The following is a 26840-nucleotide window of genomic DNA, read 5'->3' on the forward strand; positions in this document are numbered from 1 at the left end:
GACCATGCTGCCGTCTTCTGTTTTTCCAACCCACATACATCAATTGATAATGATCACCAAAACTATCAAAAATCAATTGTTGTTCAATTTCATCTTTAGCTGAACCTAATTGAGCATATTCTGTGATCACTTGTTTGACATAATTGCGATATTGTTCTAGTTTTTCCATGCTACAATTACCTCCTGAACTGGATCATAAATCATGATTTTAAGTTGGGAACGCTGAACAACTGTTTTAATAAACTGCAATTGAAAGAAAGAGTAATAAATTCCTGAAGGAATAGCTAAATATAAAACTCGTTCTGGTTGTTGTTATTCTAATGCCAAATGATAATTAAAAAATTGTCCAATGGCTTGATGAAATATTAGATGTACCAATAAAACTCTTAATTTCCACCGCTATTTTTTCTCCAGCAGCTAAAACTTGCTCCGCACCGAGATCAATATACATTTCCACATCACCGACTTCTATCCTTAAAGGATCATCTGTAATCACCCAACCTTCTTTTTCTAACCCTATCCTAACAGCATCATGAAAAACATCTTTAGCTGGCATTAACTTTATAAAAAATTAGACTTTTCACCCACAATTATAACATCAATTACAACAACACAATCAAAACCATGCCTAACCTTACCGACATCCCCGGAATTTCTCAAATTTGGACACGCACAAAAGGCGACCCCCGCATTAAAATTGCTATCCTTGATGGTGCAGCAGACTTAGAACGCAGTTGTTTTCAAGGGGCAAAATTTAGTCAATTTAAACCCTATTGGGCAGAAGATATTGAACTTAACGAAGAATACTATTATTATCTCAATTTATATTTAGATTTTAACCAACAACAAAAAGACAAAAAAGACGACCCCGACCACGATAAAGAAGAAGCGAAAAAAGAACGAGAGGCATTTTTTGCACCTTTCCCTCCAGCTATTAGACAACGCATTGAATTATCCGGTCATGCTACTCACATTTCTAGCACTATCTTAGGACAACACGGCACACCTGCTCCTGGTATTGCCCCTTTATGTACAGCATTAAATATTCCCATTTCCTTCGCTAATGATGATTTTATTTCCCCTGTGAACCTTACTCATGCTATTAATACGGCTTTGAAATGGGGAGCAAATCTGATTCATATTGCTGCTTGTCACCCCACCCAAACCGGAGTAGCACCAGATTTATTTGCCCGTGCTGTGAAACAATGCCAAGATAATAATATGTTAATTGTTGCCCCTGGTGGTAATGATAAAGGGGAATGTTGGTGTATTCCCTCTATTCTTCCAGGTGTGATTACAGTGGGTGCAATGCGAGATGATGGCCAACCGTTTAAATTTAGTAATTATGGCGGAGAATATCAAAATAAAGGGGTAATGGCCAACGGTGAAAACATTTTAGGAGCCCAACCGGGAACAGAAGAACCTATCAGACAAAAAGGGACTAGTTGCGCTGCACCCATTGTCACAGGTATTTCTGCCTTATTAATGAGTCTGCAATTGCAACGGGGTGAACAACCCAACGCTGAAGCAGTGCGGGAAGCGATTTTAAATAGTGCTATTCCCTGTAACCCCGAAGAAGTGGAAGAACCTGAACGCTGTTTATTAGGTAAGTTGAATATTCCCGGTGCGTTTCAATTATTGACGGGAGAAAAGTTAGAACCTCACCTCCAACCCCTCTCCTATAAGGGAGTGCAAGAACCTCACCCCCAACCCCTCTCCTACGAGGAGAGGGGAGTAGGAATCTCTCGTTCCCAGGTTCTACCTGGGAATGCTACATTAGAGGCTCTGCCTCTCACTATATCATCAGGCAGAGCCTTGGAGACGGTATTCCCAGCCGGAGACTGGGAACGAGAACAAAGAAGTGAAATAACTCAAGGTGTTACCCCTAGCGCCGCTTCTAAATTGGTTTATGCTTTAGGAACTATTGGTTATGATTTTGGTAATGAAGCCAGAAGGGACTCGTTTAAACAATTAATGCCAGCAGTGAATATGGACGGGGCAATTATCCCTGCTAATCCCTATGATAGCCGACAAATGGTTGATTACTTGTCAGTAAATCCTACGGAAGCTAAACCTTTAATTTGGACTCTCAACCAAGAATTAACTCCTATTTATGCTTTAGAGCCTGTAAGCGGTTTTGCCGCAGATATCTATGAAATCCTGATTTTGATGTTACAGGGACAAATTCAACCAGAAAACAGTGATGATTTTGTGGAACGGGTAAGTATACCTGCAAGGTTAACAGATAGAACTGTGGAGTTATTTTCTGGTCAAGTTGTGCCTGTAATTAGTCTTACGAATACTAGGGGAATGTATGGCTGGAAAGTCAATAGTTTGGTAGATGCGGCTTTGCAAACTGTAATTACGGAAGCCACAGCACCAGCCCAAGAAATAGCTATGAGAAAGGCTTTGAGTAGTTTCTTAAATCGAGTATACTATGATTTGCAAAATTTAGGACAATTGGCAAAAGATCGAGCGCTGAATTTTTCTGTAACTAATGCTTTTCAAGCCGCTTCTAGTTTTTCTCAAGCTATTTCTACAGGGATGCAGCTTGATAGTATTGAAGTGGAAAAAAGTCCTTTTTGTCGCATTAATAGCGATTGTTGGGATGTGAAATTAAAGTTTTTTGACCCGGAAAATGGCCGCAGAGCTAAAAAGGTGTTTTTGTTTACCATTGATGTTAGTGACAGAATTCCTGTAACTTTGGGTCAAGTTCGCTCTTGGTCTGTGCGGAAGTAAGCACGTAGTAGTCTGTCAAATTTATTTTGACGGGTTTTTGGTAGTGCGGGCATACTTCGACAAGCTCAGTACAAGTCTTGCCCCCGTGAGCTGTCAAATTTATTTTGACGGGTTTTTGGTAGTGCGGGCATACTTCGACAAGCTCAGTACAAGTCTTGCCCCCGTGAGCGAGACGCTCACACTACAGTCCATCATTTTTATCTTAACAAACTAGTAGTATATGCTCTGATCAATAATTTATCAAAATTGTTTATAATGAATTAGTGCAGGTAATGGAGGAAAGGTTAAGGTACTACAACTGTTTTATCCCGAAACCACGGGAGTAGGGGGCAAAAAGAATATCTTTCTTACTGACAACTGACAACTGACAACTAAACTAATAGCCATTCACGGCTAAAAAGTGCTAAAATTAGCATTTCAGTGTTGGAAGTTGTGAAGGCGGGTATAATATCCCCATCACTTCCTTATCAATCAGTTACAAACTCACTCACTAGGAACAGGAGAAACAGTTCTCAACATGATCAAATTGCGTTTAAAAAGATTTGGCAAAAAGCGCGAAGCAAGTTACCGGATTGTTGCTATTAACAACCTGGCCCGTCGTGACGGTCGCCCCCTAGAAGAACTAGGATTTTATAACCCCAGAACTGATGAAGTAAAATTAAACATTCCTGGTATCATTAAGCGTCTACAACAAGGCGCTCAACCTACCGATACAGTTCGTAGTATCCTCGTAAAAGCTAACGTTTTTGAACAGGTCAGTGCAACAGCCGCATCATAGTCTTGAGATGAAATCCCTAGCAACCAGTCCCAATTATGTTGGGCTGGTAGAGTTTCTTGTGCAGCCGTTTTTAGAATCTCCAGAATCTTTAAGCGTTGATTGTGAAATGTCTCAAACCCTCAAGCGGGCTTGGGTTCGCATTGCTTTTAATAGCACAGATAAAGAAAAAGTGTTTGGTCGAGGGGGACGAAATATCCAGGCAATTCGCACTGTAATTGCCGCCGCAGCCGAACTAGCTGGGCAATCAGTATACCTGGATATTTATGGCAACAGTTCCCAAAGTCGGGAAAGTGTGTCTTTTGATGAAGAACAGGAAGAGCGGATACTACCACCCAAGTCGAAAGAACGAGAGAACAATATTCCCAAACCTGTTGTTAAACCACGTTTACGCTAGTACCGCAGGGCGGAATTAAAAATTAAAAATTAAAAATTGAAAAAGCAAATTACAAAAGCTTTTTAGTGGTTTTTAATAATTAGTGATTTTTGCCGCACTCTCCTAGTTAGTTTAAATGGTTGGTGACAGATTGAATTCTGGGAAAGATGGAGACAGGGACAACAGCATTGTCAAATCTTGGCGAATAATTCCGTTTTTATGGCGGATTTACCAGCCAAGAATTAACAAATGTTGTCAGCCCATTTCCCAATCATACAAATACTAATTAACAGAAAATTATAGAATTTTCAATTTACATTTAATCGGAAAATATTAATTTTGTTAACAACTACTTTTTACCCAATTCAGCAATAATATGGCAGATGATTCCATAATTGAACTGCCGAATATGTCCAGTGCGATCGCTCTAGCTGGATATGGTGAGGCAAATATCAAGTTATTATGCCAACAAACAGGAGCTAACTTAGTTCTGCGGGGACAAGAATTATTAATTTCGGGAACACCTAAACAGGTAGAATTAGTAAAGCGATTAGTGCGATCGCTAGAAAATTTGTGGAGTAAAGGTAATAATATCTCTAGTGCTGATATTCTCACAGCCCGTCAAGCCCTGGATACAAATACAGAAGACCAATTACAAGACCTACAGCGCGATATCCTCGCCAAAACTCGCCGAGGTTTTGAAATTCGCGCTAAAACCTTTCACCAGCGCCAATATATAGACGCACTTCGCAGACGGGATTTAACCTTTTGTATTGGTCCTGCGGGAACAGGAAAAACCTATCTCGCGGTAGTTATCGCCGTTCAAGCCCTACTCAGTAATCAATTTGAACGGCTGATTTTAACCCGTCCCGCAGTGGAAGCAGGGGAAAAACTCGGCTTTTTACCAGGAGACTTACAGCAAAAAGTCAATCCCTATTTACGTCCTCTTTATGATGCCATTAATGAATTCATAGACCCCGAAAAAGTCCCCAACTTAATCGAACGGGAAATCATCGAAGTCGCACCATTAGCTTATATGCGAGGACGGACATTAAATAACGCCTTTATCATCGTTGACGAAGCCCAGAATACCACACCGGCGCAAATGAAAATGGTTTTAACCCGATTGGGTTTTAACTCCCGCATGGTGATTACAGGTGATGTTACCCAAACTGATTTACCACATTATCAAAAATCAGGTTTAGATGTAGCTTTGCAAATTCTCAGAAACGTGGAAGGAATTGCGATTTGCGAATTTTCCCAAAAAGATGTGGTGCGTCATCCTTTAGTGCAACGAATTGTTGCTGCTTATGAGAAATACGAAACGTAGTAAATTTAAATTGGTCATTTATAGTCGTTGTATTGTATTTTTTAATTCAATTAAATCAGAATATTGATGAATATCAAAATCTCATGACCAAGATAACAATTCACCATATCATATTTATTCATGATAGCAATTTGAGTCCAATCATGTTATAAACTTTTATAGCCAGAAGTTATTTATTCATTTTCCATCACGTCAACTAATTCATATTCAACATAAATGATGACAACAACATTGAAAGAATTTTTAGAAGCTTGTGAAACCTTGGGAACTTTGCGCCTAATTGTCACCAGTAGCGCCGCTGTTTTAGAAGCTAGAGGAAAAATAGAAAAGCTATATTACGCCGAATTACCAAAAGGTAAATATGCGAATATGCACACCGAAGGCTTTGAATTTCATTTGAATATGGATATGATTCAACAAGTGAAATTTGAAACAGGTGAAGCTAAAAGAGGGAATTTTACAACCTATGCAATTCGGTTTTTAGATGCAGAAGAAAAACCTGCATTAAGCCTCTTTCTGCAATGGGGTAAACCAGGAGAATACGAACCAGGACAAGTAGAAGCTTGGCAAATTTTAAAAGAAAAGTATGGGGAAATTTGGCAACCTTTAGCCCTAGAAACCTTATAATTTTGAAATCCCTAGATCCCCGACTTCTTTGAGAAGTCGGGGATCTAAACTAAATAAATGTTATTAATTGTTGAATATGGTGATAAAAATAATTATTAGCTTTTGCTTAATGCTTTTTTTGTTCTTAGGAAATAATCAAGCCCAGGCTGGAGAATTAGCAGAACATTTAGCCAAATTCCCCCAATGGGAAAAATTAACATCAGTCAAACCAGCCAAAGGAGATTTAGTTTACCCAGAATGGATGTCTGGGACTTGGAAAGTTACCAGCACATTAGTAGATTTAGCCGCACCTTTAGCACCGGATATAGTGACACCAGGCTTTGAAGGTAATCGTAGTCAATTAAATCAACCAATTAGTTTTTTAGTTAAATTCATAAAAGTTAAACCAACTAATTCGGGGTTAAAAATTTTTGCTAACTTCCAAAAGCAAGCATCAATATTAGTTGCAGATAGAGAATTTAATAGTTTAAACCTATCCAGAGCTTATTTAGGGAATGAGGCTGTTTTATCATCCAAAGTAGATCCTCAATCTCCCAATCGTCAAATTACATTTTTGCGGGGTGAACGGCAATTAATTTCTATTATCAGCGATCGCGCCACAGAAACAACAGCAGATAATCAATTCATCACCACAGAAGTTTTCCAACAATTATTTAAAGGCAGTTATCGTCCATATTTGAATACTGTAGAATCAACCACAGCCTATCAAAAGCTTTCTACACCATCTCCAGCCATTACCGCAGATCAAGTAACTGCTGTCTACCTTTCCCCCCAAGATCCTGATTATTTTACCGCAGGTTCTCGACCAGTGGCTTTATATCGGTATCGGCTAGAATTTTTTCCCCCAAGCTGAACTTCTAACCCGCTTGTACTCTCTACAAAAAAATGGAGAACTAATCGCGTAAATCTCGGAAACTACTTTGGAGTAAAGGATTCAGACTTTATCCAAAAATATTTTCTCCAACCCCTTGCCAAACCCAGAGACTACTGCTATTATAGTTAAGCGTGGGACACAAACGGGTCGATGTCCGAGTGGTTAATGGAGACGGACTGTAAATCCGTTGGTTTACGCCTACGCTGGTTCAAATCCAGCTCGGCCCATATCCTACAGAAATTAAGAATTATAAATGCTGTGCTATAAACAAATGTACAGCATTTTAAATCTTATTTTTAGTTTCTATTTCGCCCGTGTGGCTCAGTGGTAGAGCACACCCTTGGTAAGGGTGAGGTCACGAGTTCAATCCTCGTCACGGGCTTTTTAAAATGACGGGAATTCAATACTTCTGGTAGCTTGCATAAGTTGGCTGTACTCTACCAGTATCTCATTACAGATGGGAACTTGCATAGTAGTTGCATAACAGGAATACTTATTAAGTAACATTTATCTATAAGATAGCCTTATATAAATACCTTATTCTGTAGTTTCATCATGCCATCAGCTAACTACTCACGCTATATTGACCTGTAATGCCTCTCTTTTGAGTTTCAGGTACAGACAGTCATGCAAAGGTGATATTGGCTGTTTTAGAGGTATTTACAGATAGGTGTTTTTGAATTACGTTTAATCAAATTAGGAAACAGTTGTTTTAAATTGCGTTGTACAGCAACAGTAGCGGCGTGCGTGATAGAACTCATTGCTAATGGAGTTTGGTAGCTATCTAATATGAACAGTATAAGCATTACTATAAAGATAGTACAAACATAAGAGTTGTATAAATTAGCTCCACAATAAACACTAACCTGCGACATTGGTGACAAGTTACAGCGGTTTCCGCTCTTATGAGGTACAAAGTTGAATCATGAAACTCTTGTAGTGCGGGCATACTATGGCTAACGCCACGCTGCGCTATCGACAAGCTCAGTACAAGTCTTGCCCGCTAGATATGTACCTCATAACACCGGGAAGTGCTGTATACCATTACAAGAGACAAAGATGATTTCGTCACATTTGATTTATGGATTGTCTGTAAATATAGAAAGGGAAAGCATAAAAAGCATGGAGTTCAATACTTTGTTTATGTTGCTCATAAGGTCAAAACAAATTTAAATTATATCTATCAAGATTATCGAAAAAGATTTGGCATTGAAACTAGTTATCGTCTGAAAAATATTTGTCGAATTAAGACGAATAACAAAAATCCAGTTTTGAGATTACTATTCATTAGACCTCTTGCAGAATTGATTTTGTGTTATGATGGTTGATTTTTTTAATCTTAATGGGGTGAGATAACTAAAAAGATTGATACCTGGGGTATTTGTAGCGATAGTTGTAATCGCGGAACGTCTGACAGAAAAAACATCACCAAAAAAAGATAAAATCAAATTCTGTCATTATCAGAATCTGAGGTGATGAAAAAATGAACTATAAATCCATCCAACAACTAAAACCAAGAGCATTTAAGCGTCGCTTTGGAGTGAGAAGAAAGACTTTTAAGAAAATGGTTAAAACTCTCAAAGAATTTCAAACTATCAGGTGGTTTGAGCCAACCTGAAGTAGTGGTAATGGATGTAACTGAAACACCTATTGAACGTCCAAAAAGAAAACAACAGGAATTTTTTTCAGGAAAGAAAAAACGTCACACCCTTAAAAGCCAATTGATTATTAATCAAGAAACAGGAGAAATTATTTGTACTTTTTTTGGTAAGGGGCGCTGTCATGATTTTGCCTTATTCAAAGCTAGTGGGGTTCATTTTCATCCAGAAATACAAGGTTTACACGATAGTGGTTATCAAGGAATTAACCACTATCATAGCAACAGTTACACTCCCAAGAAAAAGCCTAAAAAGAGGGAACTTTCCACTTGAGAAAAAGACTATAATCGTGTTTTAGCAAAGGCAAGAATTGGCATTGAACACGTCAATCGCCGCCTGAAAATTTTGAAGATTTTTGGTGATAGATATCGTAATCGCCGTCGTCGTTATGGTCTGCGTTGTAATTTACTAGCAGCAATTTATAACTATGAGTTAAATTTAGCAGTTCCAAAATGCCAACCCTCAACTATAACATAAAAGTAATTTTGCAAGAGGTCTAATATTTTCACCAGATTATCACAAAGAGTACATACCGCTTTGTGAAATATATCCAGACAAAATCCAAATCCCCACAAAAATCCTGAAAATCCCTAAATCCTGGACATCCTGATATGGCTTGCGCCACGCTACGCTATCAGACAGAAAAACGTAGTCAACCTAGCTATATTACGAAATGTAACAAAATTGCGGTTAAAACGCTTTACCATCTTGACAACTGAGAAAAGAGCCGATAAGGTGGTATACATACCCGGGTAAGACCACTAGAAAGTTGTATGCAAACTAAGCAAAAGGTTACGTTATATTTATCACCGGAACTGCACAGAAGACTTAAAATTCGTTCTGCTGTTGACTCAGAACCCATGTCAGACCTCGCAGAACGGGCGCTCAGTTTCTACCTGACCAACTCAGAATTAGTAGAAGAAATAGAAGCGTCTGCTCATGGGCGAACTCACCGGATTTATTCCTGTCCCACCTGTGAAACTTCACTCGTACTGCGTGATGGTGAACTCGTGAACTTGGGCAACCAACCAGGAATCATTGGACAAGACCATCTATCCATTGATGGTAGAGAAAAAGAAGAAACCCATCCCAAGGGTGAGGAAGAATTAGTTCCTTGTTAGATAGGAATTAATGATGATTAATAGTCTGGCTTAACGCCATGCGATCGCTGATCGGTACTGTCTCTATAAGGTCTCAAGTAGGTCGATAGTATGAAAGAAGAGCTCAATATTTTAATTCAAGCTCAATACCCTTTAATCTACCTTGTGACCTCCGAGGAAGAGCGGGCAGAGCAGTCAATTTTTAAAGTCTCCCAAGATTTAAAACCCCAAAGACGAGTATATATTTGGACAGTAACTCACGGTATCGTCGAGTACGGTCAACCCCGAAATACCACTCAACACAATACTGTCTCTCCCGAAGCAGCCATTGATTGGATTATTCGGCAAAAAGAACCCAGTATATTTATTCTTAAAGATTTACATCCCTTTATTGATGCGCCGGCAACAACCAGATCGCTCCGGGACGCGATCGCTAGTTTCAAAGGAACGCAAAAGAACATTATCTTAATGTCCCCTGTGCAACAAGTTCCTATCGAACTAGAAAAAGAAGTTGTTGTTTTAGATTTTCAATTGCCTGACATGGCTGAGTTAAATAAAGTTTTAACCGCCCATCAAGAGCAAAATCGTGGACGACGGCTGACAACCGAGGCGCGAGAAAAGCTACTCAGAGCCGCTTTAGGTCTAACTAAAGATGAAGCTGAGAAAGTCTACCGCAAAGCACAGGTAACAACTGGGCAATTGACGGAAAATGAAGTTGATATCGTTTTATCCGAGAAAAAGCAACTCATCCGCCGCAACGGTATCTTGGAGTACATCGAAGAAGATGAAACCATTGATGCTGTGGGTGGCTTGGAAGAATTAAAAACCTGGCTCACCCAACGCTCCAACGCCTTTACAGAAAGAGCGAGAGAGTATGGGTTGCCCCAACCAAAAGGAATGTTAATTCTCGGTGTTCCTGGTTGTGGTAAGTCACTCATTGCCAAAACTACCTCCCGTTTATGGGGTTTACCAATTCTGAGATTAGATATGGGGCGGGTCTACGACGGCTCAATGGTGGGTCGAAGTGAAGCCAACCTGCGGAACGCCCTGAAAACAGCAGAATCAATTTCCCCCACGATTCTGTTTATTGACGAATTGGATAAATCCTTTGCGGGTAGCGGTGGTTCAGGCGATTCTGATGGGGGGACATCAAACAGAATTTTCGGCTCTTTCCTCACCTGGATGCAGGAAAAGAAATCTCCAGTTTTCGTAATGGCGACGGCTAACCGCGTAGAACGCCTACCTGGAGAGTTTTTAAGGAAAGGTCGCTTTGATGAAATATTCTTTGTGGATCTGCCCACACCGGAAGAACGTCAGGATATCTTCGGTATTCACCTGACCAAACGTCGGGAGGAAATTGCTAGATTTGACCTAGAACAACTAGCAAAAATGTCCGATGGCTTCTCCGGGGCAGAAATTGAACAAGCGATAGTGGCGGCTATGTATGAAGCCTTCGCCCAAGATCGGGAGTTCACCCAATTAGATATTATTGCTGCATTGAAGTCTACTTTGCCGCTGTCACGAACGATGCAAGAACAGGTCACAGCTTTAAGAGACTGGGCCAGACAGCGTGCTAGACCCGCAGCCTCCTCTGTTGCTGAATATCAGCGCATGGAGTTTTAAAAGCTTTCCTCTGAAATGTCAGGGGGGAAAGGTTAGTCACAAGGCTAACAGATAGAAAAAAGCCGTTCCCAATTAATGCGGCTTCGCTGAAAAAGAACCGTTGTCGTTTTTCTCATCAATCTTCTTATTGGAGGAAACCCAAATGTCTCACTTTAGCACTCTGCGTACCAAGATCACCGATGCCGAAATTCTCAAGTCTTCTTTGCGCGACTTAGGTATCAGCGTCAAGACTGAAGCTGATGTTCGTGGTTATAATGGTCAGCGTCTCCGTTCCGACATCGTTGCTGTATTGGAAGGCGAGTACGATCTAGGTTGGTCTCGTAACAGTGACGGTTCTTTTGACCTCATTGCTGACTTATGGGGTGTTGCTAAGAAGCACAACCAGACCGAGTTGATCAACTCTATCAATCAAAAATATGCCGTTAACAAGACTTTGGCTGAAGTAAAACAGCGCGGTCTGCAAAACGCTAACGTTAAGTTGGTATTGCAGTAACAATTTCTCTAGCGCGTTCCCAAAGTGAAACGGGTTAACCTTCTAATAAGCGGTTAGCCCGCTTTTTTTATGGAGTTTCGCGCCAGAGGGTAAAGAGTTCGGTCAGGGTGTAGTATACTATATACTGCATCAAAAACATTTTTGCAAAAGATTGGAGGATAAAAAATTGTCAACAGCCATAAGTTCAATAGTTGATATTTTTAATAGAATTAATATGATTTCCTATGATAAAAAATATATTTCCCAAGAAAAACTGGACTTAAAAAATAAAACTAGAACAAGTATTTTACCCTGGAGAGGTCAGTTTTCACCAGAGTTAGTAGAGTTATTTTTAAAGGTTTACAGTTATCCTGATAGTGTAGTTTTAGATCCATTTGCAGGTAGTGGAACAACTTTATTTGAAGCAGCACGTCAAGGTTTATCTTGTTATGGCACTGATATAAATCCTGCTGCTATAGAAATGGCTAAAACTGCTCATTTTGTAAATCTCAAAACTCTTGAACGGGAAAGGTTGATTAAGTTAGCAGAAAAAATTGTTGATGAAAACTTATTACCTTTTACAGGAGATTTATTTTTTTACTGTTTTGCTGAAGAACAAAAACATTTACAGCAGCATGAACTAGAAGAAAAATTTATTTTTCAAATATTACAACAAGCTGGTAGTGAAGAACTATTATACAATTTACTGATTAATGCCATTATTAACTATAGCCAGCAAAGACAACCAAGAAATTTACTTGATTTTAAAAAGTCATTAAAAAAACATATAAATATTATCAAATCTCTTCCTTATTCTCCACAGCTATGCCAGGTAATTCATCAGGATGCACGCTATATTCCTTTGACAGATAATAGTGTAGATATTGTGATCACATCTCCTCCTTATATTAATGTATTTAACTACCATCAAAATAATCGTATAGTAATGGAGATGTTAGGATGGGATTTATTGAAAATAGCTAAATCAGAAATAGGTGCAAATAGAAAACATCGTCAAAATAGGTTTTTAACTGTTGTTCAATATGCTCTAGATATGTTGGATGTTCTTAAAGAAATTCGTAGGTTAATTAGTAAACATGGTAGAGTAATTATTGTTATTGGGAGAGAATCTAGTGTACGTGGTGTGAGATTTGAAAATAGTAAATTAGTTGCGGCTTTGGCTATTGGTGGTGCTGGGTTTGAACTTGATTTACTGCAAGAAAGAAAATTTCAAAATAAATTTGGAGAAATAATTTTTGAAGATATTTTACATTTATTACCCATCAACAATTATGAAATAGCAGATGATAATTTTGCGATTGAAGTAGCAACAGAGGTTTTAACAGCAGTTTTACCAAATGCAGAAGGAGATATTTATGAAGAAATAATTGATGCCAAAATACGTGCTAAATTGGTTCATAAATCACCTATATTAAAAATTGATAATTTCCATTAAATTGCACTTAAATTCTCATAAAAAAGTATCCTAACCCTCATATAGAAAAACTAAACGCATTACTTAATAATTCTAAACTTCCAGTTAATGATAAACCTAGAGTTGCTCAAACAATTGATATTTATTACCAATGGCTTAATAATTTAACAAAAACTGTAAAATCGTTACTTACAGCCGATGAAATGTTAAATGTTTTAGTAAAGTTGCTCATTGATTATAAAAACTATATAGATGTTGATTTTATTTTTGATAGCCCTAATGATTTTTTATATAGAAATAAAGGACAATTAAAATTAGATAATACTATAATTGAGGAATTTCTCCCTTATCTAATTAACCCCGTTATCGTACCAGAGATAGAAAACTTAGCAGTAGATATTGGACCAATTAAGACATTTTCATCTGTTTATTTTGAGTCCAGTTTAACTTTTCCAGCTTTAGGAGGTGGTTTAAGCGTCAGAAGTAAAAACCAAGATTTTGCAATTACTAGAAAACTATATTTAAAAGCATCTCATTTTCCTGATTTTACACAAGAAAAAAGTATAATTACTAATCTGTCCTATATTGCTGTAGAGTGTAAGACTAATCTTGATAAAACAATGTTTCAAGAAGGATGTGCAACTGCACATGATGTAAAAACCGCAGTTCCAGGAGCAAAATATTTTCTTTTATGTGAATGGTTAGATATGTCCCCTATCAGCACTGCTCCCACGGATATTGATGAGGTGATTCTTTTAAGAAAAGCCAAAAGGCTTAATTCTAATATTAGAGGAAATTTTGCTACTTATCAAGGCCGTCTCGATTATCGAGATTATTACATGGAATACTTGAAAAATAATCCATTTAGAGTCGAAGTTTTTAAGCACCTTATCAAGAATATTCGTAAATTGTTAAAAAATGAAGGTTTAGATGAGAGTAATGTTTTAGAAGTAGGTTATTTTTGAAGGAAGGATTTTTTTTATTTTCGACCCAAGTAGCGAAAAACACCTAATAATAACCCAAGTTGCTTATTAATGTGTGTATATTATGCTCAACCGAGTTAATTATAGTTATTTAATTTTATGTTATTCCCAATAATAACAAATTATGAAAACATTCACTATTGGTCATTCCAATCATGCAATTGAAACATTTATAGAACCATATTATCCTCAACAATTCTACACCTGTTTTATTGATGAAGCTATAAATTTCTATAATGAGGAATTAAATGATAATTGAAAATAATCAGCAATAATTGAGGAATTTTGACCAGTCTAAACATGAGATATTAACTCAAATTGAGAATAAACGTCAGGAGAGAAAGCAGGAGATTAAACAATTGGTCAAGTAGTAAATCTGAAATACATCCTGTAAATCCTCAAATCCTGGATATCCTGATTCAGACAAATAATTTTTGCAATAAAGTTTTCAGAAACCCGAATTTATGCTATAAATTCTATAGGATCACAATCAGTATTTATAAAAGTAAAAAATATTAATTGTAATTAGGAGGTCAAAATTATGAACTCTCTTGAATTAAGACAAAAAATCGAACAAAATTTATTAACTATCTCACCAGAAAATTTGAAATTTATTGATGAATTTGTGGAATTTATTAAATATAAACAAGAAACAAGTTTATCAGAAAACACTAACTATAAGCCAGCTTCAGGACGTTCAATTTTACGTCATGCTGGTACGTGGGTAGGAGACGACTTGGAAGAATGTCTGAAGTTAGTCTCTGAAACTAGAGGTAAAGTGAAAATTAATAATCGTATTAATCCTTTTGAGTGATGTATCTTTTAGACACTAATCATTGTAGTTTAATTTTTCTGAAAAATCAGACGGTTCTGGATTATATACAGGAAGTTGGAGAAACCGATATAGCTACTACTATCATAACAGTAGGTGAGCTAACTTATATGGCAGAAAATTCTAGTTATAAGGAAGAAAATTTAACTCGTATTGAGCAATTTATCGCAGATATTAGAATTTATTATGTAGATGATGTAACTGCTAAAATTTATGGACAAATAAAAGCAGGATTAATTAACAAATTTGGACCAAAGCAAAAAACTAAACGGCAAACGACTAAAATCACTCAATTAGGTTTTGATGAAAATGATCTTTGGATAACAGCAATAGCAATTCGTAATCAATTAACGTTAGTTTCGGCTGATACTGATTTTATCAGAATCCAAACTGTAATTGGTTTTTCTTTGGAGAATTGGAGAGATAATCAATAAATAATTATGAATGCACGTCTTCAGGACAACAGCATGATCATTATATCTAATTTAGATATAAACTTATTAGATGCTGGTAGGAATAAAAGATTGTCACAAAAGAAAATCTATGGAGGTGAAATTTTTCCTGCATCAGCTTGTGCTAACTATTATGATACTTTTTTAGAATCTTTTCAAAAAGATAAGAACATGAATAATAGAGGAATAGTTGCCATAGATTTGTAGAATATTAAACAAAGAATATTACTCTAATTTGGGTAATATTCTCACCAAAATTAAGAGTAAAAAAGGAAGTTGACTATGATTTTAAATATACCGGAAAAAGATGGAGATGATGCTCCGTTATATTTAGAAAAAAACATTCAGCGGGTGCTGAAAAAGCTGGAAGAACTAGAAAATAAGGAAGGTGAAGAATGATTTATCACTACAGCATGGTAATTCAATGGTCACAAGAGGATCAACTTTTTTTAGTTCACTTACCTGAATTTCCCTGGCAACAGTTTCATACACATGGTAAAACTTACGAAGAAGCTGCTAGAAATGGTCAGGAAGTAATTGAGGCTTTTGTTGAGATGCTTACTCAAGAAAATCAAGTATTACCAGAACCCAGAATGCTTCCTACAAAACCGTTGCAAGTTGCCTAGTTCAGTGTAAAAAGTATATTTGCATTTTGACATTATAACCGTTAAAATGCCTGTAAATAATTGTAATTCAGTGTTATTCCCCATAATAACAAATTATGAAAACATTCACTATTGGTCATTCCAATCATACAATTGAAACATTTATCGAACTCCTGACTCGGTGACTTCTAACTTCTAGAATAGAGGAAGAGGGAAAGCGGGGGCAAAGAGAAATAAAAATTACAATCCTCTTGCCTTTTGCCTTTTACCTCTTGCCTTTATTAGACGGTGGTGATCTCTTTTTCCTTTTCTACAAGCAAGTGGTCGATTTTTTCTGTATGCTTGTTGGTCAGTTTTTGGAGTTTGTCTTGTTGATCTCGTGATTCATCTTCGGAGATTTCGGCACTTTTTTCCTGTTTGCGAATGGAATCGTTAGCATCACGACGGATATTGCGAATTGCTACACGACCTTCTTCTGCGTACTTAGCCGCAAGTTTGACAAATTCTTTACGGCGATCGCTAGTTAGTGGGGGAATATTCAACCGAATCACACTACCGTCGTTACTGGGAGTTAAACCCACATCCGACAGAGAGATAGCTTTTTCAATGATATTCAAGCTGCCCTTATCGTAGGGCTGAATCAGGATGGTTGAAGAATCTGGTGTGCTAATGTTTGTCAGTGCTTTTAGGGAAGTTGGTGTACCGTAATACTCCACTTGTACCTTATCCAATAAACTCGCATTGGCGCGACCAGTACGAATTGTATTAAAAGCCCGTTGAGTGGACTCAACGGTTTTTTGCATCATGCTCTCAGCTTCAGCTAATTTCACAAGAACCTCCCACAAGAGTACCAATGGATTCTCCCATGACTGCCCGGTGGATGTTACCTCGCACCGTTAGGTCAAATACTAAAATAGGGAGATTATTTTCTTTACATAGAGCAATTGCGGTACTATCCATGACTCGCAAATCTTTAGCCAAAACGTGGGCGTAAGTAAGAGTAATAAAACGCTTGGCCTCAGGATGGAGTTTGGGGTCAGCATCGTAAATGCCGTCTACTTTGGTAGCTTTAAAAATCACATCTGCTTCAATTTCTGCTGCTCGTAAGGCCGCAGTCGTATCTGTGGTAAAAAAGGGATTACCAGAACCAGCCCCAAAAATTACCACCCGTCCTTTTTCAAGGTGACGGATGGCACGACGGCGAATGTATGGTTCTGCTAGTTCTTGCATAGCAATGGCGGTTTGTACCCTTGTCTGAATTCCCATCCGTTCTAGGGAATCTTGCAGGGTCATGGCGTTCATGACTGTGGCAATCATGCCGATATAGTCAGCGGTTGCCCGATCCATACCTGCTGATGCTGCTTTAATGCCCCGAAAAATATTGCCACCACCAACAACGATGGCCACCTGGACACCAGTGGCTATCACCTCTCCTATTTCCTTGGCTATTCCCTCGACCACTTCTGGATCAATGCCGTAGCCCAAGTTGCCCATTAAGGCTTCACCGCTCAGTTTAAGTAAAACCCGTCGGTAATTCGTTCCCATGAAGTTCTGCTTTATCAAAAAAGTTGCAATTGCCTCCAATTTAAGATAGCAGGACAGTGACTATCTGTCTCTATTTAGGTTGCCTGTTATTTATATAAAGTTCCAATTTGTTCGGTTTGGGCTGGCTGTATTTGCTAATCTTGCAATAAACAAGTATACTCAACACGGCTTAATTATTTGATTTAAGCGGGTAGGGGTTTAGCAATGCTAAAGCCTTACCAATCTAGGTTTTTCCTGATTTTACAAAAGTCCATGTCCCAACCGTTTTGAGTATAATCGCATTTCCTAAATAATCCACTCCCTGCGCTGATGCTGTTTGGGTGTGTTCATCTATTTGCCCTTGATAGCGAATAATCTCATTGCTATCTATCGAAAAGGCTGTAGGTGGACTAATTACACCAAAACTGCGGGTAACATCTTGAGTTGAGTCCCACATATAGGGGAAATTTAAGTGATGACGCTCGGCAAAAACTTTCATTTATTAATATTGCATTTACCATGAAAACTTCTCCAAAAACCTGGACTTGGCAAGATTTCTCTATTTGTTACCAAACTCAAGGTACTACTGGACCTGCTGTGATCTTGATTCATGGTTTTGGTGCGTCATGGTTACATTGGCGCAAAAACATTCCAGCCTTAGCGGCAAATTGCCGAGTTTATGCGATTGATTTAATTGGCTTTGGTGGTTCAGCTAAACCCATACCAGGGGAAAAAATTAGTTATACCCTAGAAACTTGGGGACAACAAGTAGCAGATTTTTGTCGGGAAGTGGTGGGTGAACCTGCATTTTTAGTAGGTAATTCTATTGGTTGTATTGTGGCTATGCAAGCGGCGGTAATTAACCCGGATATGGCTTTGGGAACTGCTTTGCTTAACTGTTCTTTGCGGTTATTACATGATCGTAAACGCGTAAATTTACCTTGGCTAAAGCGATTTGGTACGCCAATTCTCCAAAATTTCTTGGCGATTAAACCAATAGGTGATTTCTTTTTCAATCGCCTAGCTCAACCACAAACAGTTAAAAAGATTCTTTTACAGGCTTATGCTAACGGGGAAACGGTGACAGATGAGTTAGTTGACATTTTGATGATACCAGCAAAAGATCCTGGGGCTGCTGCTGTATTTTTGGCGTTCACTGCTTATTCTAGTGGTCCTTTACCGGAAGACTTATTACCTAGATTATCTTGTCCGGTAATTATTTTATGGGGAACGGCTGACCCTTGGGAACCTATTAATTTAGGCAGGGAGTTAGCCAATTTTCCCCAAGTTCAAAAGTTTATTCCTTTAGAAGGTGTGGGACATTGTCCTCAAGATGAAGCTCCTGATTTAGTTAATCCTATTTTACAGGATTGGATTATTGATCAATATCAATCTATCCCCAACCTTCAAGAATAAGCAACTAGTACCGCAGGGCGGAATTAAAAATTAACAATTAAAAATTAAAAAGCAGATTGTATAAGCTTTTTAGGGATTTTTAATGGTTATCTTACTTACGCTGTACTGTACTAGCTGATCTTACAATGGGATTTCATTCGTTTAGCAGCGATAGTAGGGGCTGCCCCTGCCGTCACCAGAACCATAATAGGGGCGGCCATAGCCGTAGTAGGGTTTGTAAGGACGACGACACCAGCGATATCCGCCAGCTAAAACTTCCTGTTCCTCTGCTGATAATTCTGTCAACAACTTAGATGAGATAATTTGACCTGGCATGACTGTTTACCTCAATTGTTTGATTGAGTGCTATCCACCCATGCTTATTTTATAAAGGTATTTTCAATCAATGTAATCATTCTATAGTTATAAACTAATAATTAGAATTTCCATTGTTTGACGTATATATATTTAATTTTTGTCTGTTAAAAAAACTCACTCAAAAACTGATTATTTTTGAATGAGCTATATGAGTATTAAAATCTAAATAAATTAGGCTAACTTATTACCAGTGACGGCGGGGTCTCCGTCCCCAGACCCAGCCCCGACTCCAGTTACGAGGTCTATGACCACCACTACCAGATAGAAGTTGCTGTTCTTCTATGGATAGTTCTACAACTAAATCAGATGGAATCTTTTGAGATAGAATATTTGGCTTTGACATAGTAATTGTTAACCTCAATTAATTTTTTATTAGGCTTCGGACAACCATGCTTCTTTTATAAAGATATTTATCACTAATTTAATGATTCTATAGTTATAAATATCAGTTTATAATTTATATCTTTTGATTCACATAAATAAGTTTATTTTCTAACTATAGATAGGCTATGGCAATTTTAAAGTGCCATGTAAAAAAAGGTGAGAGGAGGAAGTTAAGCCCGAATTTTGGCATTAGATACTGTTGATACTTGATATCAAGCAAGTTATCTAAAAATTTCTCCTCACCCTATAACTACAAACTTGGAAAACTAAGACTATTAAGAATAGCTCAGTTTATAGACTTTACCTACTAAAAAAGAGTATTAACAACCTAGCATAGAGTTCGATTCAGGATAGCTCTCATCCCTTTCAGAAGCTGGATATTGATCATATTTTTGGGAGTCACAACCACATTTTTGTTTTTTAGGTTTACAAGAAGGAGGAGGTGATTGGTAACATCCCCCAGATAAAAGTTGTTGTTCTTCTGCGGATAGTTCTACAAATAATTCAAATTTGGTATTCTGATTAAACATGATTATTAGCCTCCGTGAGTTAATAGGATCGATATGATTCAGTCCTAATCCTTTTATAAGCTTTATCTGAATATTTTTAATGATTCCCTAGTTGGAAATTAATAATCATAATTTCTATCTTTTGATTTATACAGCACTTCCCGGTGTTATGAGGTACATATCTAGCGGGCAAGATGCCCGCACTACAAGAGTTTCATGATTCAACTTTGTACCTCATAAGAGCGGAAACCGCTGTATATTAATTTTTAATGATTGAAAGTATAAATACATCAAAATTATCATAGTATTTATAAATAAATATTTAATATTTCTCTGTTACAAGAAACTCCCTCAAAAATAATCAATTTTTGAGGGAGCTATATATTTATTAAACTCTACTTAATAATTGCCGAGTTGATGAGATTAGCTGTATCATTCTTCCTCACTCATATTTTCATTATCACCACGACCTCCATCTCCATCTTTATCGTCAGATTTCGGACAAACCCAATAGCATTTCTTGTAACATCTTTTCCTTCCTCCAGATAAAAATTCCTGTTCTTCGGTGGATAATTCGACAAGTAAATTAGATGTGGTCATTTGAGTAGACATAATTGTTAGCCTCATTTATTTAACATAGGTTTTGCAAACCTATTGCTTTATTTATAACTATGTTTTCTAGAATTTTAATTCTCCCTTAGCTATAAATAAAGCGAATCTTAAAGAAGATATTTTTATTTCTTTTGGACTATTAATTTTTAAATACATATAAGGATAGAATCTCGTTGTTATAAATAATGTTTATTCATAAATAAAATGCACCTATGGTATTGATATACCTTAACAGGTGCAAAATTAGACTATAATTTTGACGGTTTTTTGAACTCTACGCTGGTTAAGAAGTCAAAATTATTTCTGGATTCTGGAATCAGCAACAAGAGATAAATAATTAGAGTTTGACATTATAAGTGGGGCGATAAAAGATAGGACGGTTGATTAAAAAGTTATACTTCGATCCATCCCCATCATTTTCGTTATTTGGTTTGTCATCTTCGTTTTTTTCCGATGGGGAAAACCCACCATCTTTACCGCCTTTATTTCGACTACTGCCGCCTTTTTCAGGGCATAGCTGAGAGTTTCCTCCTGCTAAAATCTCCTGTTCTTCTGTAGATAAATCAACAATTAAATCAGATTGAATGACTTGATTTGACATGATTGTTAGCCTCAATAAATAGTTAGACTTTACACACTTAAATAAACGAAAGTATTATCTGTGTGCAATCCTATCTTCTATTTATAAATCTATTGTGAGAGAATTAACTTCTCCTGAAGTTAGAAATCAAAGAACTAAAAGTATGAATTACTATCTCATACTTTAGGCTGAAATAAATTATAGTCAATTCCATAAAAAAACGCGTTTTTTGTGAATATTATTCCTGTATTAAGTGTTAATATTATATATTTATAATGACAATGCAAAATAGATATATTCTCTAACTTTAGAAGCATGATTTTCTCATACATGATAGTTATATTTGAATTGTTAGCTGGTAAACCAGCTAATGCTAATTAAATCAGTGTTAAAAATGAGGTAGAGTGATGTCAGTTAATACGATTCAATCTGATTTACTTTTTGATTTATCTACAGAGGAACAACAACTTATATCTGGAGGTAAAGTAGGAACAATAACGACTAATGGTAGGTTTCGCTATGGTGGTAGAACTTATCCAGCTACTATCAATGTAAGAGTTACTGGCCTACCTTAATGAACCATAGATTTTCATCGAGTTTTCAGTTCCTTGTTAATCAACTTATAGTCTAATTCCCACTGCGGAGTTGGACTTTTTTAATCATTAAAAATAAACAAAAATACCAATTTAAAAATTAATGATCACTCATGCTTATTTTATAACTATTTATTATCGTAAATAAATGATCCTGTAGTTATCAGGTTTTGAGAGTTTGAATTGCTCTTAGGTTATATATATTTAGATAAATTCCTCTCTTTTAATTTATGTTTGTTTATTTTATTTATTTATTTATTTATTTAATTCAAAATAGACAATTATATACTTTATTTTATTTTAAAAAAGTTATTTATTAACTCAGATAAAAAAATGTAGAGCAGAAAATAAAGCTGTCCCTACAAGAAAATATTTAAATTTAAATCTGGCTATTTTATGAAAATAAATTACTTAACTTATCAGCACCAGAACTAATAGTTATTAACCCAAAAGTAAAAGAAAGTGCCATAGTAATTTGGGATAATTTATATTTGCTAGTTTGTGAGGTAGAGTCACCTGAAGCAAGTTTTAAATCACTTTTTCCTTCAGTTTCTAAATCGGTTTTTTGGAAGAATAATTTACCTTCACTGAATAAACCTAACATGGGAAATATTTGCCCACCAACTACAGATTCTTGTTCTGTATCGGAAAGATATCTAAATAATTGAGTATTTTTCAGCATATTATTACTCCTTACATCAGTAATTAAGTTTGGCTAAGAGGGTGTTTGAAAAGTTATGGTTGATGTATCAAATATTTTTTACCCCACCCTAACCCTCCCCTTTACAAGGGGAGGGAACTGGATTTTTATTGTTTCCCCCCTTTACAAGGGGGACTAAGGGGGGTAGCAATGTGATGAAAATTACGGAATACCACTTTTCAAACATCCTCTAAGGAATAGGAAAATAAAAACTTTGACAATATTGATTTATACAGTTAAAAATTGTAAATGCTCTCCGGGTTTTGAGAGGAATGTCTGCGGAGTTCCTTGAATTTGTACTTGACCTTTTTCGATGAGAACAATCCAATTAGCCCGATGAATGACGCTAGGACGATGGGTAATTAAAATTGTGGTTTTACCTGTACGATGTTCCAAAAGACGATCTAGAACATGAGCTTCACTCATGGGGTCTAGTCCGGCGGTAGCTTCATCTAAAATGAGTATAGGTGGATTTGTGAGAATTCCGCGAGCGATCGCTAATCTTTGTCTTTGTCCCCCAGAAAGATTTGCACCAAACTCCCCTAATACGGTTTGATATTTATTCGGTAATTGACTGATAAAACCATCTGCATCAGCAATATCACAAGCTTCAACTATGTCTTCAAAAGAAATATTAGGTGTACCCAAACGGAAGTTTTCCAAAATTGTCCGACTCCAAAAATGAGGTTCTTGGGGAACATAAACTACTTGTTGTCGGTAACAATCTAAAGCAATATCTTGGATATTAAAAAAACCAATGCGAATATTACCAGAATCTGGGACATATAAACCAGCTAATAATTTAGCTAAAGTGCTTTTACCACAGCCAGATTTACCAATTAAAGCAATAGTTTTTCCTCCAGGAAGCTGAAGAGAAAAATCATCTAACAAGTCAATTCTACCTGCGTGATGAAATTGAAGATGAGAGCAATTAATATCTGCCACACTAGAAATTTGTGCAGTTGGCTTTTGACTTCCTCCCACCACTTCCGGTGTCGCATCAATAACTTCTAATAATCGAGAAACTGCTGTTTGGGAACGAAAATATTCATCAACAAAGCCAACTAATGAGTTGATTAAAGCTAAAACATTGACTTGCAAAGTATTAAAAGCTAACATTTGTCCAATGCTTAAATTGCCTTTAATTACTAACATACTCCCCAATCCTAACAAGATAACACCACCAATTGTAGATATAATTTTAGCAATAGTCCCGTTGATAATTGCTATTTGAACCGTACTAAAAGCCAGATTTGCTAGACGACCAAACCGACTTTGAAATTCATCCCAAAAATGAGGAGCAGCATTTGTAGTTTTAATTACCTGTGCGCCCTTAAATGTTTCTACTAAAACACCTTGATTTTCTGCTCCTAAAACTAAGAGACTGCGGGTTTTTTGCTGAAGAATTGGTAAAAAAGGTAAGGTTGATAAAGTCATAAAAGCAGCAATTAATAAAACTGCTATTGTTAATTGCCAGCTATAAAATAACATTAAGCAAAAAGAAATCACAGCAATAAAAAATTGGCTGGGTAAAACAATCACAATCTGGGATACTAATTGGTTAATTTCGCCAATATCTCGCAGTCGGCTAGTAATTTCCCCACTGCGACGAGATTCATAATAATTTAAGGGTAATTGCAGTAGTTTACGACCAAATTCCAAGACTAAACCCAATTGTAATCTTTGCCCAAAATGAGAAATCATTAAGGCTTGAAATACTTGTAAACCTCCACTAAATAAACTCATAACTACGACTGCGGAAACTACAACAGTGAGTAATTGCACATCTCCACGCACGAGAACATCATCTGTCAATAATTGAATTAAAACAGGAGTTCCTAAAGCTAGTAAACCCAGGACAATATTAATCATTAAAACCTGAGTTAATAAACCACGAAATGGTAAAATTCGGTAAAAAAACCGCGTGATACCACCTTTTGATTGTTCTTGGGGTTGTTCAAAAAAGCGGTCTGAATCTGGCTCTAATAAGAGCATTACGCCATTCCAAGCATTGGTTAATTCTTCTTTGGTCAGATAACGAAGTCCCACAGCCGGATCGGCAATAACGTATTTTTTGCCTTTTTTACCATATAAAACTACCCAATGATAGCCTTGCCAATGGATAATTGCAGGTAATGTAATTTCTGTAATTCTGTCTATGATTTCTGGAGAAGCTTTGACCGCTCTAGCATTGAAACCGAGATTTTCTGAACCTCGTTTTAAACCTAATAATGTTGTTCCTAATTGTCCAGTCCCCACAGCTTCTCGGCTTTTAATCATGCTTAAAAAGCGTCCATAGTGCTTGGTAATAGAAACTAAACAAGCTGCCCCACAGTCTTCTTCACTTAACTGTAAAGTACACTGATAATTTTGATGATTTTTAAAGATATTGAACATAATTATCCAAAAAAGTTTAGTAGGTTGAGTTGACGATAGGAAACCCAACTTTATGCAAGTCTTTGTTCTATTGTGCTGTTTTTGTCGGGTTGTGCTATTACTTAACCAAACCTCAATCCTTATTTATAAATTGGTGATTAATTTACTTTTTCTGAGAATAAATTGCATGATAGTTTCTTGACGAGAAATAATGTCCGCGCGTCCTTCCATACCAGATTTGAGATCACATACATGATTTCCTTTTGCTAAAAATAGATTTTGTGGTTCAATATTTATTTGATAAGTAGCTACCTGGGGTGTGCTAATAATGGAATTATTTTGGGGAATTGCTAGAACATCTGCTCCAATTGTTTTTACAGTTCCCTTGAGAGTTCCATAGTCTGGATAGGGACAAGCTGAAACCTGCATTTGTACTATTTGACCAGGTTTTACTTTGTCAATATCTTTAGCAGAAACTTGGGCTTTAATGATTAAAGGAGCATCCACAGGAGCAATTTGAGCAAGAGCTTCACTGAGTTGGACAACCTGTCCAGGATTGCGAAGTTTGAGCTGCATGAGTGTGCCATTAGCTGGGGAACGAATCACACTTTTATTTAACTCATTGTCTAACTGTTGTAATTCTTGATGAGTGCGAATCTGTTGTTTTTGTAATTCTAACCGTTGCTGAATTAATGTTTCTCGTTCTTTTTTTAAAGCGGCTAAATTGCTTTCACCTCTGGCTTTTTCCTGCCTAATTCTTTCTAAAGCAATTGTCACATTTGCATTACTGGGATTAACGGCAATTTTGGCTTTTTGTAAGTTTATTTGGGCTAATTTAACAGCTTGTTCTTTTTCTTCTTGGAGATTTTTAGTGCTAGATTTAGCTTGTTCCAATTTGGCTTGAGCCGATTTAACAGCTTGTTCTTTTTCTTCAACTAAATTGCGAGATATTGCTCCTGATGTAACTATACTCTGTAAGCGATCGCGCTGTAAAGTAGCCAGTTTTAATGCTGCTTCTGCTTCTTCTACAGTAGCTATTAATACCCTTTCTTTTTGTAATCTTGCTAGTTGCTCATTTGCTAAATTTATCGCTATTTTAGCTTGTGTCATTTCCGCACCAGCTTTAATTTGCTGATCGTTATAGTTGCGCTTAGTTCCAGCCAATTCAGCTTGTACAGCTATAATTGTCCGCTCATTTAAGTTGGTTTGAGAAATTATTTGAGTATTGACCTGATTAATTTGAGCATCAATTTGAATAAGTTGTAATTGACTTTGCTGGATAGTATTTTGCAGTTGTCTTTTTTGAGATTGCAGTTGGGAGTCATCAATATAAGCAATTATTTCTCCCTTATTTACTAGCTGATCTTCTTTAACGACAATTCTTTTCACAGTTCCCGTCATGCCAGATTCAACTAACCGTAATTCTCCCAATGGTCGGATAGTTGCAGGGACTTTAACTGTGATGTTGTAATAGAGGACAGAACTAAGACTCACAGCCACTACAAACATACTAATCATTACCCCCCCACCGATATGAATCCATTTACCGATATGGGGGAGAAACTCATTAGCTTCTAGTATATGCAAATCCTCTGTAGTCGAGTTATTTAAATTATAGGGAGAATTGTTATTTTGACTCTGTAAGGAGTTCACGGGATTACACCTTTGATTAGGACTAAAATAGTCTCACCTAAGATAGAAATTACTACTATCATGCAGCCGAGAAGTAACTATCTTAGGTAATAAATTGACAGCAATAAAAACAATTAAATTTCTCTATTCACATTGTGAAAATTAATTTGATCATCGGTTATAATTTAGTGAAGGGGGTAGAGATGGTTATGCCCTAGTTGTGGGAATTATCTTTCTCAAATCTTCGACGCGGATTAAGCGTGAAGAAAATGGGGG

Annotated in this window: 30 protein-coding genes, 2 tRNA genes and 2 pseudogenes; 21 read left to right on the top strand and 13 right to left on the bottom strand. The window is 36.8% G+C overall.

Going from position 1 to position 26840, the window contains the following annotated elements:
* Positions 1–169: element excision factor XisI family protein (locus FJR08_RS01705; RefSeq protein ID WP_174782953.1), on the bottom strand; the 169-nt coding region annotated here is incomplete at its 3' end.
* Positions 157–556 (bottom strand): annotated as a pseudogene (locus FJR08_RS01710) (XisH family protein). The pseudogene FJR08_RS01710 and the gene FJR08_RS01705, both read right to left, overlap by 13 nt.
* A gap of 68 nt (positions 557–624) precedes the next feature.
* On the opposite strand from FJR08_RS01710, the gene FJR08_RS01715 reads away from it, so the two are divergent.
* From FJR08_RS01715 to FJR08_RS01800, 19 genes and pseudogenes are all read left to right on the top strand, one after another.
* Positions 625–2739: a PatA/PatG family cyanobactin maturation protease gene (locus FJR08_RS01715; RefSeq protein ID WP_168631951.1), complete on the top strand. Its 2115-nt coding sequence runs from the start codon at positions 625–627 to the stop codon at positions 2737–2739.
* Positions 2740–3256: 517 nt separating this feature from the next.
* Positions 3257–3517 (top strand): 30S ribosomal protein S16, encoded by a 261-nt coding sequence (gene rpsP / locus FJR08_RS01720; RefSeq protein ID WP_015081384.1) that lies wholly within the window; start codon positions 3257–3259, stop codon positions 3515–3517.
* Positions 3518–3524: 7 nt separating this feature from the next.
* Positions 3525–3911 (top strand): KH domain-containing protein, encoded by a 387-nt coding sequence (locus FJR08_RS01725; RefSeq protein WP_015081383.1) that lies wholly within the window; start codon positions 3525–3527, stop codon positions 3909–3911.
* A 355-nt stretch (positions 3912–4266) separates the two neighbouring features.
* On the top strand, positions 4267–5220 hold the full coding sequence (locus FJR08_RS01730; RefSeq protein ID WP_168631952.1) for a PhoH family protein: 954 nt from the start codon (positions 4267–4269) through the stop codon (positions 5218–5220).
* A 219-nt stretch (positions 5221–5439) separates the two neighbouring features.
* On the top strand, positions 5440–5847 hold the full coding sequence (locus FJR08_RS01735; protein ID WP_168632054.1) for a ChuX/HutX family heme-like substrate-binding protein: 408 nt from the start codon (positions 5440–5442) through the stop codon (positions 5845–5847).
* Between the two features lie 76 nt (positions 5848–5923).
* Positions 5924–6700 carry a DUF6816 family protein gene (locus FJR08_RS01740; protein ID WP_015081378.1) on the top strand — a complete coding sequence of 259 codons (777 nt, stop codon included), beginning with the start codon at positions 5924–5926 and terminating at the stop codon, positions 6698–6700.
* A 165-nt stretch (positions 6701–6865) separates the two neighbouring features.
* Positions 6866–6948, top strand: a tRNA-Tyr gene (locus tag FJR08_RS01745).
* 83 nt (positions 6949–7031) lie between these two features.
* A tRNA-Thr gene (locus FJR08_RS01750) sits at positions 7032–7103 on the top strand.
* 1101 nt (positions 7104–8204) lie between these two features.
* A pseudogene (locus tag FJR08_RS01755) lies at positions 8205–8856 on the top strand (transposase family protein).
* A gap of 296 nt (positions 8857–9152) precedes the next feature.
* Positions 9153–9500, top strand: a complete 348-nt coding sequence (locus FJR08_RS01760) for a hypothetical protein (protein ID WP_015081377.1) — start codon at positions 9153–9155, stop codon at positions 9498–9500.
* 90 nt (positions 9501–9590) lie between these two features.
* Positions 9591–11102 carry an AAA family ATPase gene (locus FJR08_RS01765; protein WP_015081376.1) on the top strand — a complete coding sequence of 504 codons (1512 nt, stop codon included), beginning with the start codon at positions 9591–9593 and terminating at the stop codon, positions 11100–11102.
* Positions 11103–11244: 142 nt separating this feature from the next.
* The gene (locus FJR08_RS01770; protein WP_015081375.1) at positions 11245–11595 is read left to right on the top strand and encodes a DUF1257 domain-containing protein; all 351 of its coding nucleotides are present in this window, start codon (positions 11245–11247) and stop codon (positions 11593–11595) included.
* Positions 11596–11761: 166 nt separating this feature from the next.
* Entirely contained in the window at positions 11762–13030 is a 1269-nt protein-coding gene (locus FJR08_RS01775) for a DNA methyltransferase (protein WP_015081374.1), read from the top strand.
* Between the two features lie 182 nt (positions 13031–13212).
* The gene (locus FJR08_RS01780; protein ID WP_168631953.1) at positions 13213–13974 is read left to right on the top strand and encodes a Bpu10I family restriction endonuclease; all 762 of its coding nucleotides are present in this window, start codon (positions 13213–13215) and stop codon (positions 13972–13974) included.
* Positions 13975–14116: 142 nt separating this feature from the next.
* Positions 14117–14251, top strand: coding sequence for a hypothetical protein (locus FJR08_RS23925; protein WP_015081372.1), 135 nt, complete (start codon positions 14117–14119; stop codon positions 14249–14251).
* A gap of 282 nt (positions 14252–14533) precedes the next feature.
* Positions 14534–14806 carry a hypothetical protein gene (locus FJR08_RS01785; RefSeq protein ID WP_015081371.1) on the top strand — a complete coding sequence of 91 codons (273 nt, stop codon included), beginning with the start codon at positions 14534–14536 and terminating at the stop codon, positions 14804–14806.
* Positions 14806–15258: a type II toxin-antitoxin system VapC family toxin gene (locus FJR08_RS01790; protein WP_015081370.1), complete on the top strand. Its 453-nt coding sequence runs from the start codon at positions 14806–14808 to the stop codon at positions 15256–15258. Before FJR08_RS01785 ends, FJR08_RS01790 begins: the two co-directional genes overlap by 1 nt.
* Before the next feature lie 6 nt (positions 15259–15264).
* The gene (locus FJR08_RS01795) at positions 15265–15483 is read left to right on the top strand and encodes a hypothetical protein (RefSeq protein WP_015081369.1); all 219 of its coding nucleotides are present in this window, start codon (positions 15265–15267) and stop codon (positions 15481–15483) included.
* Between the two features lie 188 nt (positions 15484–15671).
* Positions 15672–15902, top strand: a complete 231-nt coding sequence (locus FJR08_RS01800) for a type II toxin-antitoxin system HicB family antitoxin (protein WP_015081367.1) — start codon at positions 15672–15674, stop codon at positions 15900–15902.
* 260 nt (positions 15903–16162) lie between these two features.
* On the opposite strand, the gene frr is transcribed toward FJR08_RS01800, so the two are convergent.
* From frr to FJR08_RS01815, 3 genes are all read right to left on the bottom strand, one after another.
* Entirely contained in the window at positions 16163–16711 is a 549-nt protein-coding gene (frr, locus tag FJR08_RS01805) for a ribosome recycling factor (RefSeq protein ID WP_015081366.1), read from the bottom strand.
* Positions 16698–17426 carry a UMP kinase gene (pyrH, locus tag FJR08_RS01810; RefSeq protein WP_015081365.1) on the bottom strand — a complete coding sequence of 243 codons (729 nt, stop codon included), beginning with the start codon at positions 17424–17426 and terminating at the stop codon, positions 16698–16700. Before pyrH ends, frr begins: the two co-directional genes overlap by 14 nt.
* Before the next feature lie 223 nt (positions 17427–17649).
* Positions 17650–17904, bottom strand: coding sequence for a redoxin domain-containing protein (locus FJR08_RS01815; RefSeq protein WP_041458129.1), 255 nt, complete (start codon positions 17902–17904; stop codon positions 17650–17652).
* 20 nt (positions 17905–17924) lie between these two features.
* Here FJR08_RS01815 and FJR08_RS01820 point away from each other — a divergent pair, with 20 nt between their 5' ends.
* Positions 17925–18821, top strand: coding sequence for an alpha/beta fold hydrolase (locus FJR08_RS01820; RefSeq protein ID WP_168631954.1), 897 nt, complete (start codon positions 17925–17927; stop codon positions 18819–18821).
* Positions 18822–18962: 141 nt separating this feature from the next.
* Here FJR08_RS01820 and FJR08_RS01825 read toward each other — a convergent pair whose 3' ends face one another.
* The 5 genes from FJR08_RS01825 to FJR08_RS01845 all read right to left on the bottom strand — a co-directional run bounded on the left by FJR08_RS01825 (position 18963) and on the right by FJR08_RS01845 (position 21284).
* Positions 18963–19136, bottom strand: a complete 174-nt coding sequence (locus tag FJR08_RS01825; protein ID WP_168631955.1) for a hypothetical protein — start codon at positions 19134–19136, stop codon at positions 18963–18965.
* A 226-nt stretch (positions 19137–19362) separates the two neighbouring features.
* Positions 19363–19521 (bottom strand): hypothetical protein, encoded by a 159-nt coding sequence (locus FJR08_RS01830; RefSeq protein ID WP_168631956.1) that lies wholly within the window; start codon positions 19519–19521, stop codon positions 19363–19365.
* Between the two features lie 361 nt (positions 19522–19882).
* Positions 19883–20092 carry a hypothetical protein gene (locus FJR08_RS01835; RefSeq protein ID WP_168631957.1) on the bottom strand — a complete coding sequence of 70 codons (210 nt, stop codon included), beginning with the start codon at positions 20090–20092 and terminating at the stop codon, positions 19883–19885.
* 411 nt (positions 20093–20503) lie between these two features.
* Positions 20504–20683: a hypothetical protein gene (locus FJR08_RS01840; RefSeq protein WP_168631958.1), complete on the bottom strand. Its 180-nt coding sequence runs from the start codon at positions 20681–20683 to the stop codon at positions 20504–20506.
* Between the two features lie 337 nt (positions 20684–21020).
* A complete protein-coding gene (locus FJR08_RS01845) occupies positions 21021–21284 on the bottom strand; it encodes a hypothetical protein (RefSeq protein ID WP_015081359.1) in 264 nt (87 codons plus the stop codon).
* Between the two features lie 386 nt (positions 21285–21670).
* On the opposite strand from FJR08_RS01845, the gene FJR08_RS01850 reads away from it, so the two are divergent.
* A complete protein-coding gene (locus FJR08_RS01850; RefSeq protein ID WP_158310552.1) occupies positions 21671–21838 on the top strand; it encodes a hypothetical protein in 168 nt (55 codons plus the stop codon).
* Positions 21839–22250: 412 nt separating this feature from the next.
* Here FJR08_RS01850 and FJR08_RS01855 read toward each other — a convergent pair whose 3' ends face one another.
* From FJR08_RS01855 to FJR08_RS01865, 3 genes are all read right to left on the bottom strand, one after another.
* The gene (locus tag FJR08_RS01855; protein WP_015081358.1) at positions 22251–22538 is read right to left on the bottom strand and encodes a hypothetical protein; all 288 of its coding nucleotides are present in this window, start codon (positions 22536–22538) and stop codon (positions 22251–22253) included.
* A gap of 246 nt (positions 22539–22784) precedes the next feature.
* Positions 22785–24953 (bottom strand): peptidase domain-containing ABC transporter, encoded by a 2169-nt coding sequence (locus FJR08_RS01860; RefSeq protein ID WP_148762445.1) that lies wholly within the window; start codon positions 24951–24953, stop codon positions 22785–22787.
* A gap of 123 nt (positions 24954–25076) precedes the next feature.
* Positions 25077–26585 (bottom strand): HlyD family efflux transporter periplasmic adaptor subunit, encoded by a 1509-nt coding sequence (locus tag FJR08_RS01865; protein ID WP_168631959.1) that lies wholly within the window; start codon positions 26583–26585, stop codon positions 25077–25079.
* Positions 26586–26840: the final 255 nt, after the last annotated feature.

Source organism: Dolichospermum sp. UHCC 0260, from assembly GCF_009711985.1.
GTDB classification, from domain to species: domain Bacteria; phylum Cyanobacteriota; class Cyanobacteriia; order Cyanobacteriales; family Nostocaceae; genus Dolichospermum; species Dolichospermum lemmermannii.

Coding starts and splice junctions, on each gene's coding strand:
- FJR08_RS01825 (WP_168631955.1), bottom strand. CDS start 19,136: ATGCCAGGTCAAATTATCTCATCTAAGTTGTTGACAGAATTATCAGCA.
- FJR08_RS01770 (WP_015081375.1), top strand. CDS start 11,245: ATGTCTCACTTTAGCACTCTGCGTACCAAGATCACCGATGCCGAAATT.
- FJR08_RS01815 (WP_041458129.1), bottom strand. CDS start 17,904: ATGAAAGTTTTTGCCGAGCGTCATCACTTAAATTTCCCCTATATGTGG.
- FJR08_RS01835 (WP_168631957.1), bottom strand. CDS start 20,092: ATGTTTAATCAGAATACCAAATTTGAATTATTTGTAGAACTATCCGCA.
- rpsP (WP_015081384.1), top strand. CDS start 3,257: ATGATCAAATTGCGTTTAAAAAGATTTGGCAAAAAGCGCGAAGCAAGT.
- FJR08_RS01845 (WP_015081359.1), bottom strand. CDS start 21,284: ATGTCAAATCAAGTCATTCAATCTGATTTAATTGTTGATTTATCTACA.
- FJR08_RS01760 (WP_015081377.1), top strand. CDS start 9,153: ATGCAAACTAAGCAAAAGGTTACGTTATATTTATCACCGGAACTGCAC.
- FJR08_RS01715 (WP_168631951.1), top strand. CDS start 625: ATGCCTAACCTTACCGACATCCCCGGAATTTCTCAAATTTGGACACGC.
- FJR08_RS01790 (WP_015081370.1), top strand. CDS start 14,806: ATGTATCTTTTAGACACTAATCATTGTAGTTTAATTTTTCTGAAAAAT.
- FJR08_RS01730 (WP_168631952.1), top strand. CDS start 4,267: ATGGCAGATGATTCCATAATTGAACTGCCGAATATGTCCAGTGCGATC.
- pyrH (WP_015081365.1), bottom strand. CDS start 17,426: ATGGGAACGAATTACCGACGGGTTTTACTTAAACTGAGCGGTGAAGCC.
- FJR08_RS01855 (WP_015081358.1), bottom strand. CDS start 22,538: ATGCTGAAAAATACTCAATTATTTAGATATCTTTCCGATACAGAACAA.
- FJR08_RS01820 (WP_168631954.1), top strand. CDS start 17,925: ATGAAAACTTCTCCAAAAACCTGGACTTGGCAAGATTTCTCTATTTGT.
- FJR08_RS01785 (WP_015081371.1), top strand. CDS start 14,534: ATGAACTCTCTTGAATTAAGACAAAAAATCGAACAAAATTTATTAACT.
- FJR08_RS01830 (WP_168631956.1), bottom strand. CDS start 19,521: ATGTCAAAGCCAAATATTCTATCTCAAAAGATTCCATCTGATTTAGTT.
- FJR08_RS01840 (WP_168631958.1), bottom strand. CDS start 20,683: ATGTCTACTCAAATGACCACATCTAATTTACTTGTCGAATTATCCACC.
- FJR08_RS01740 (WP_015081378.1), top strand. CDS start 5,924: ATGGTGATAAAAATAATTATTAGCTTTTGCTTAATGCTTTTTTTGTTC.
- FJR08_RS01850 (WP_158310552.1), top strand. CDS start 21,671: ATGTCAGTTAATACGATTCAATCTGATTTACTTTTTGATTTATCTACA.
- FJR08_RS23925 (WP_015081372.1), top strand. CDS start 14,117: ATGAAAACATTCACTATTGGTCATTCCAATCATGCAATTGAAACATTT.
- FJR08_RS01780 (WP_168631953.1), top strand. CDS start 13,213: ATGTTAAATGTTTTAGTAAAGTTGCTCATTGATTATAAAAACTATATA.
- FJR08_RS01735 (WP_168632054.1), top strand. CDS start 5,440: ATGACAACAACATTGAAAGAATTTTTAGAAGCTTGTGAAACCTTGGGA.
- FJR08_RS01765 (WP_015081376.1), top strand. CDS start 9,591: ATGAAAGAAGAGCTCAATATTTTAATTCAAGCTCAATACCCTTTAATC.
- FJR08_RS01795 (WP_015081369.1), top strand. CDS start 15,265: ATGAATGCACGTCTTCAGGACAACAGCATGATCATTATATCTAATTTA.
- FJR08_RS01800 (WP_015081367.1), top strand. CDS start 15,672: ATGATTTATCACTACAGCATGGTAATTCAATGGTCACAAGAGGATCAA.
- FJR08_RS01860 (WP_148762445.1), bottom strand. CDS start 24,953: ATGTTCAATATCTTTAAAAATCATCAAAATTATCAGTGTACTTTACAG.
- FJR08_RS01725 (WP_015081383.1), top strand. CDS start 3,525: ATGAAATCCCTAGCAACCAGTCCCAATTATGTTGGGCTGGTAGAGTTT.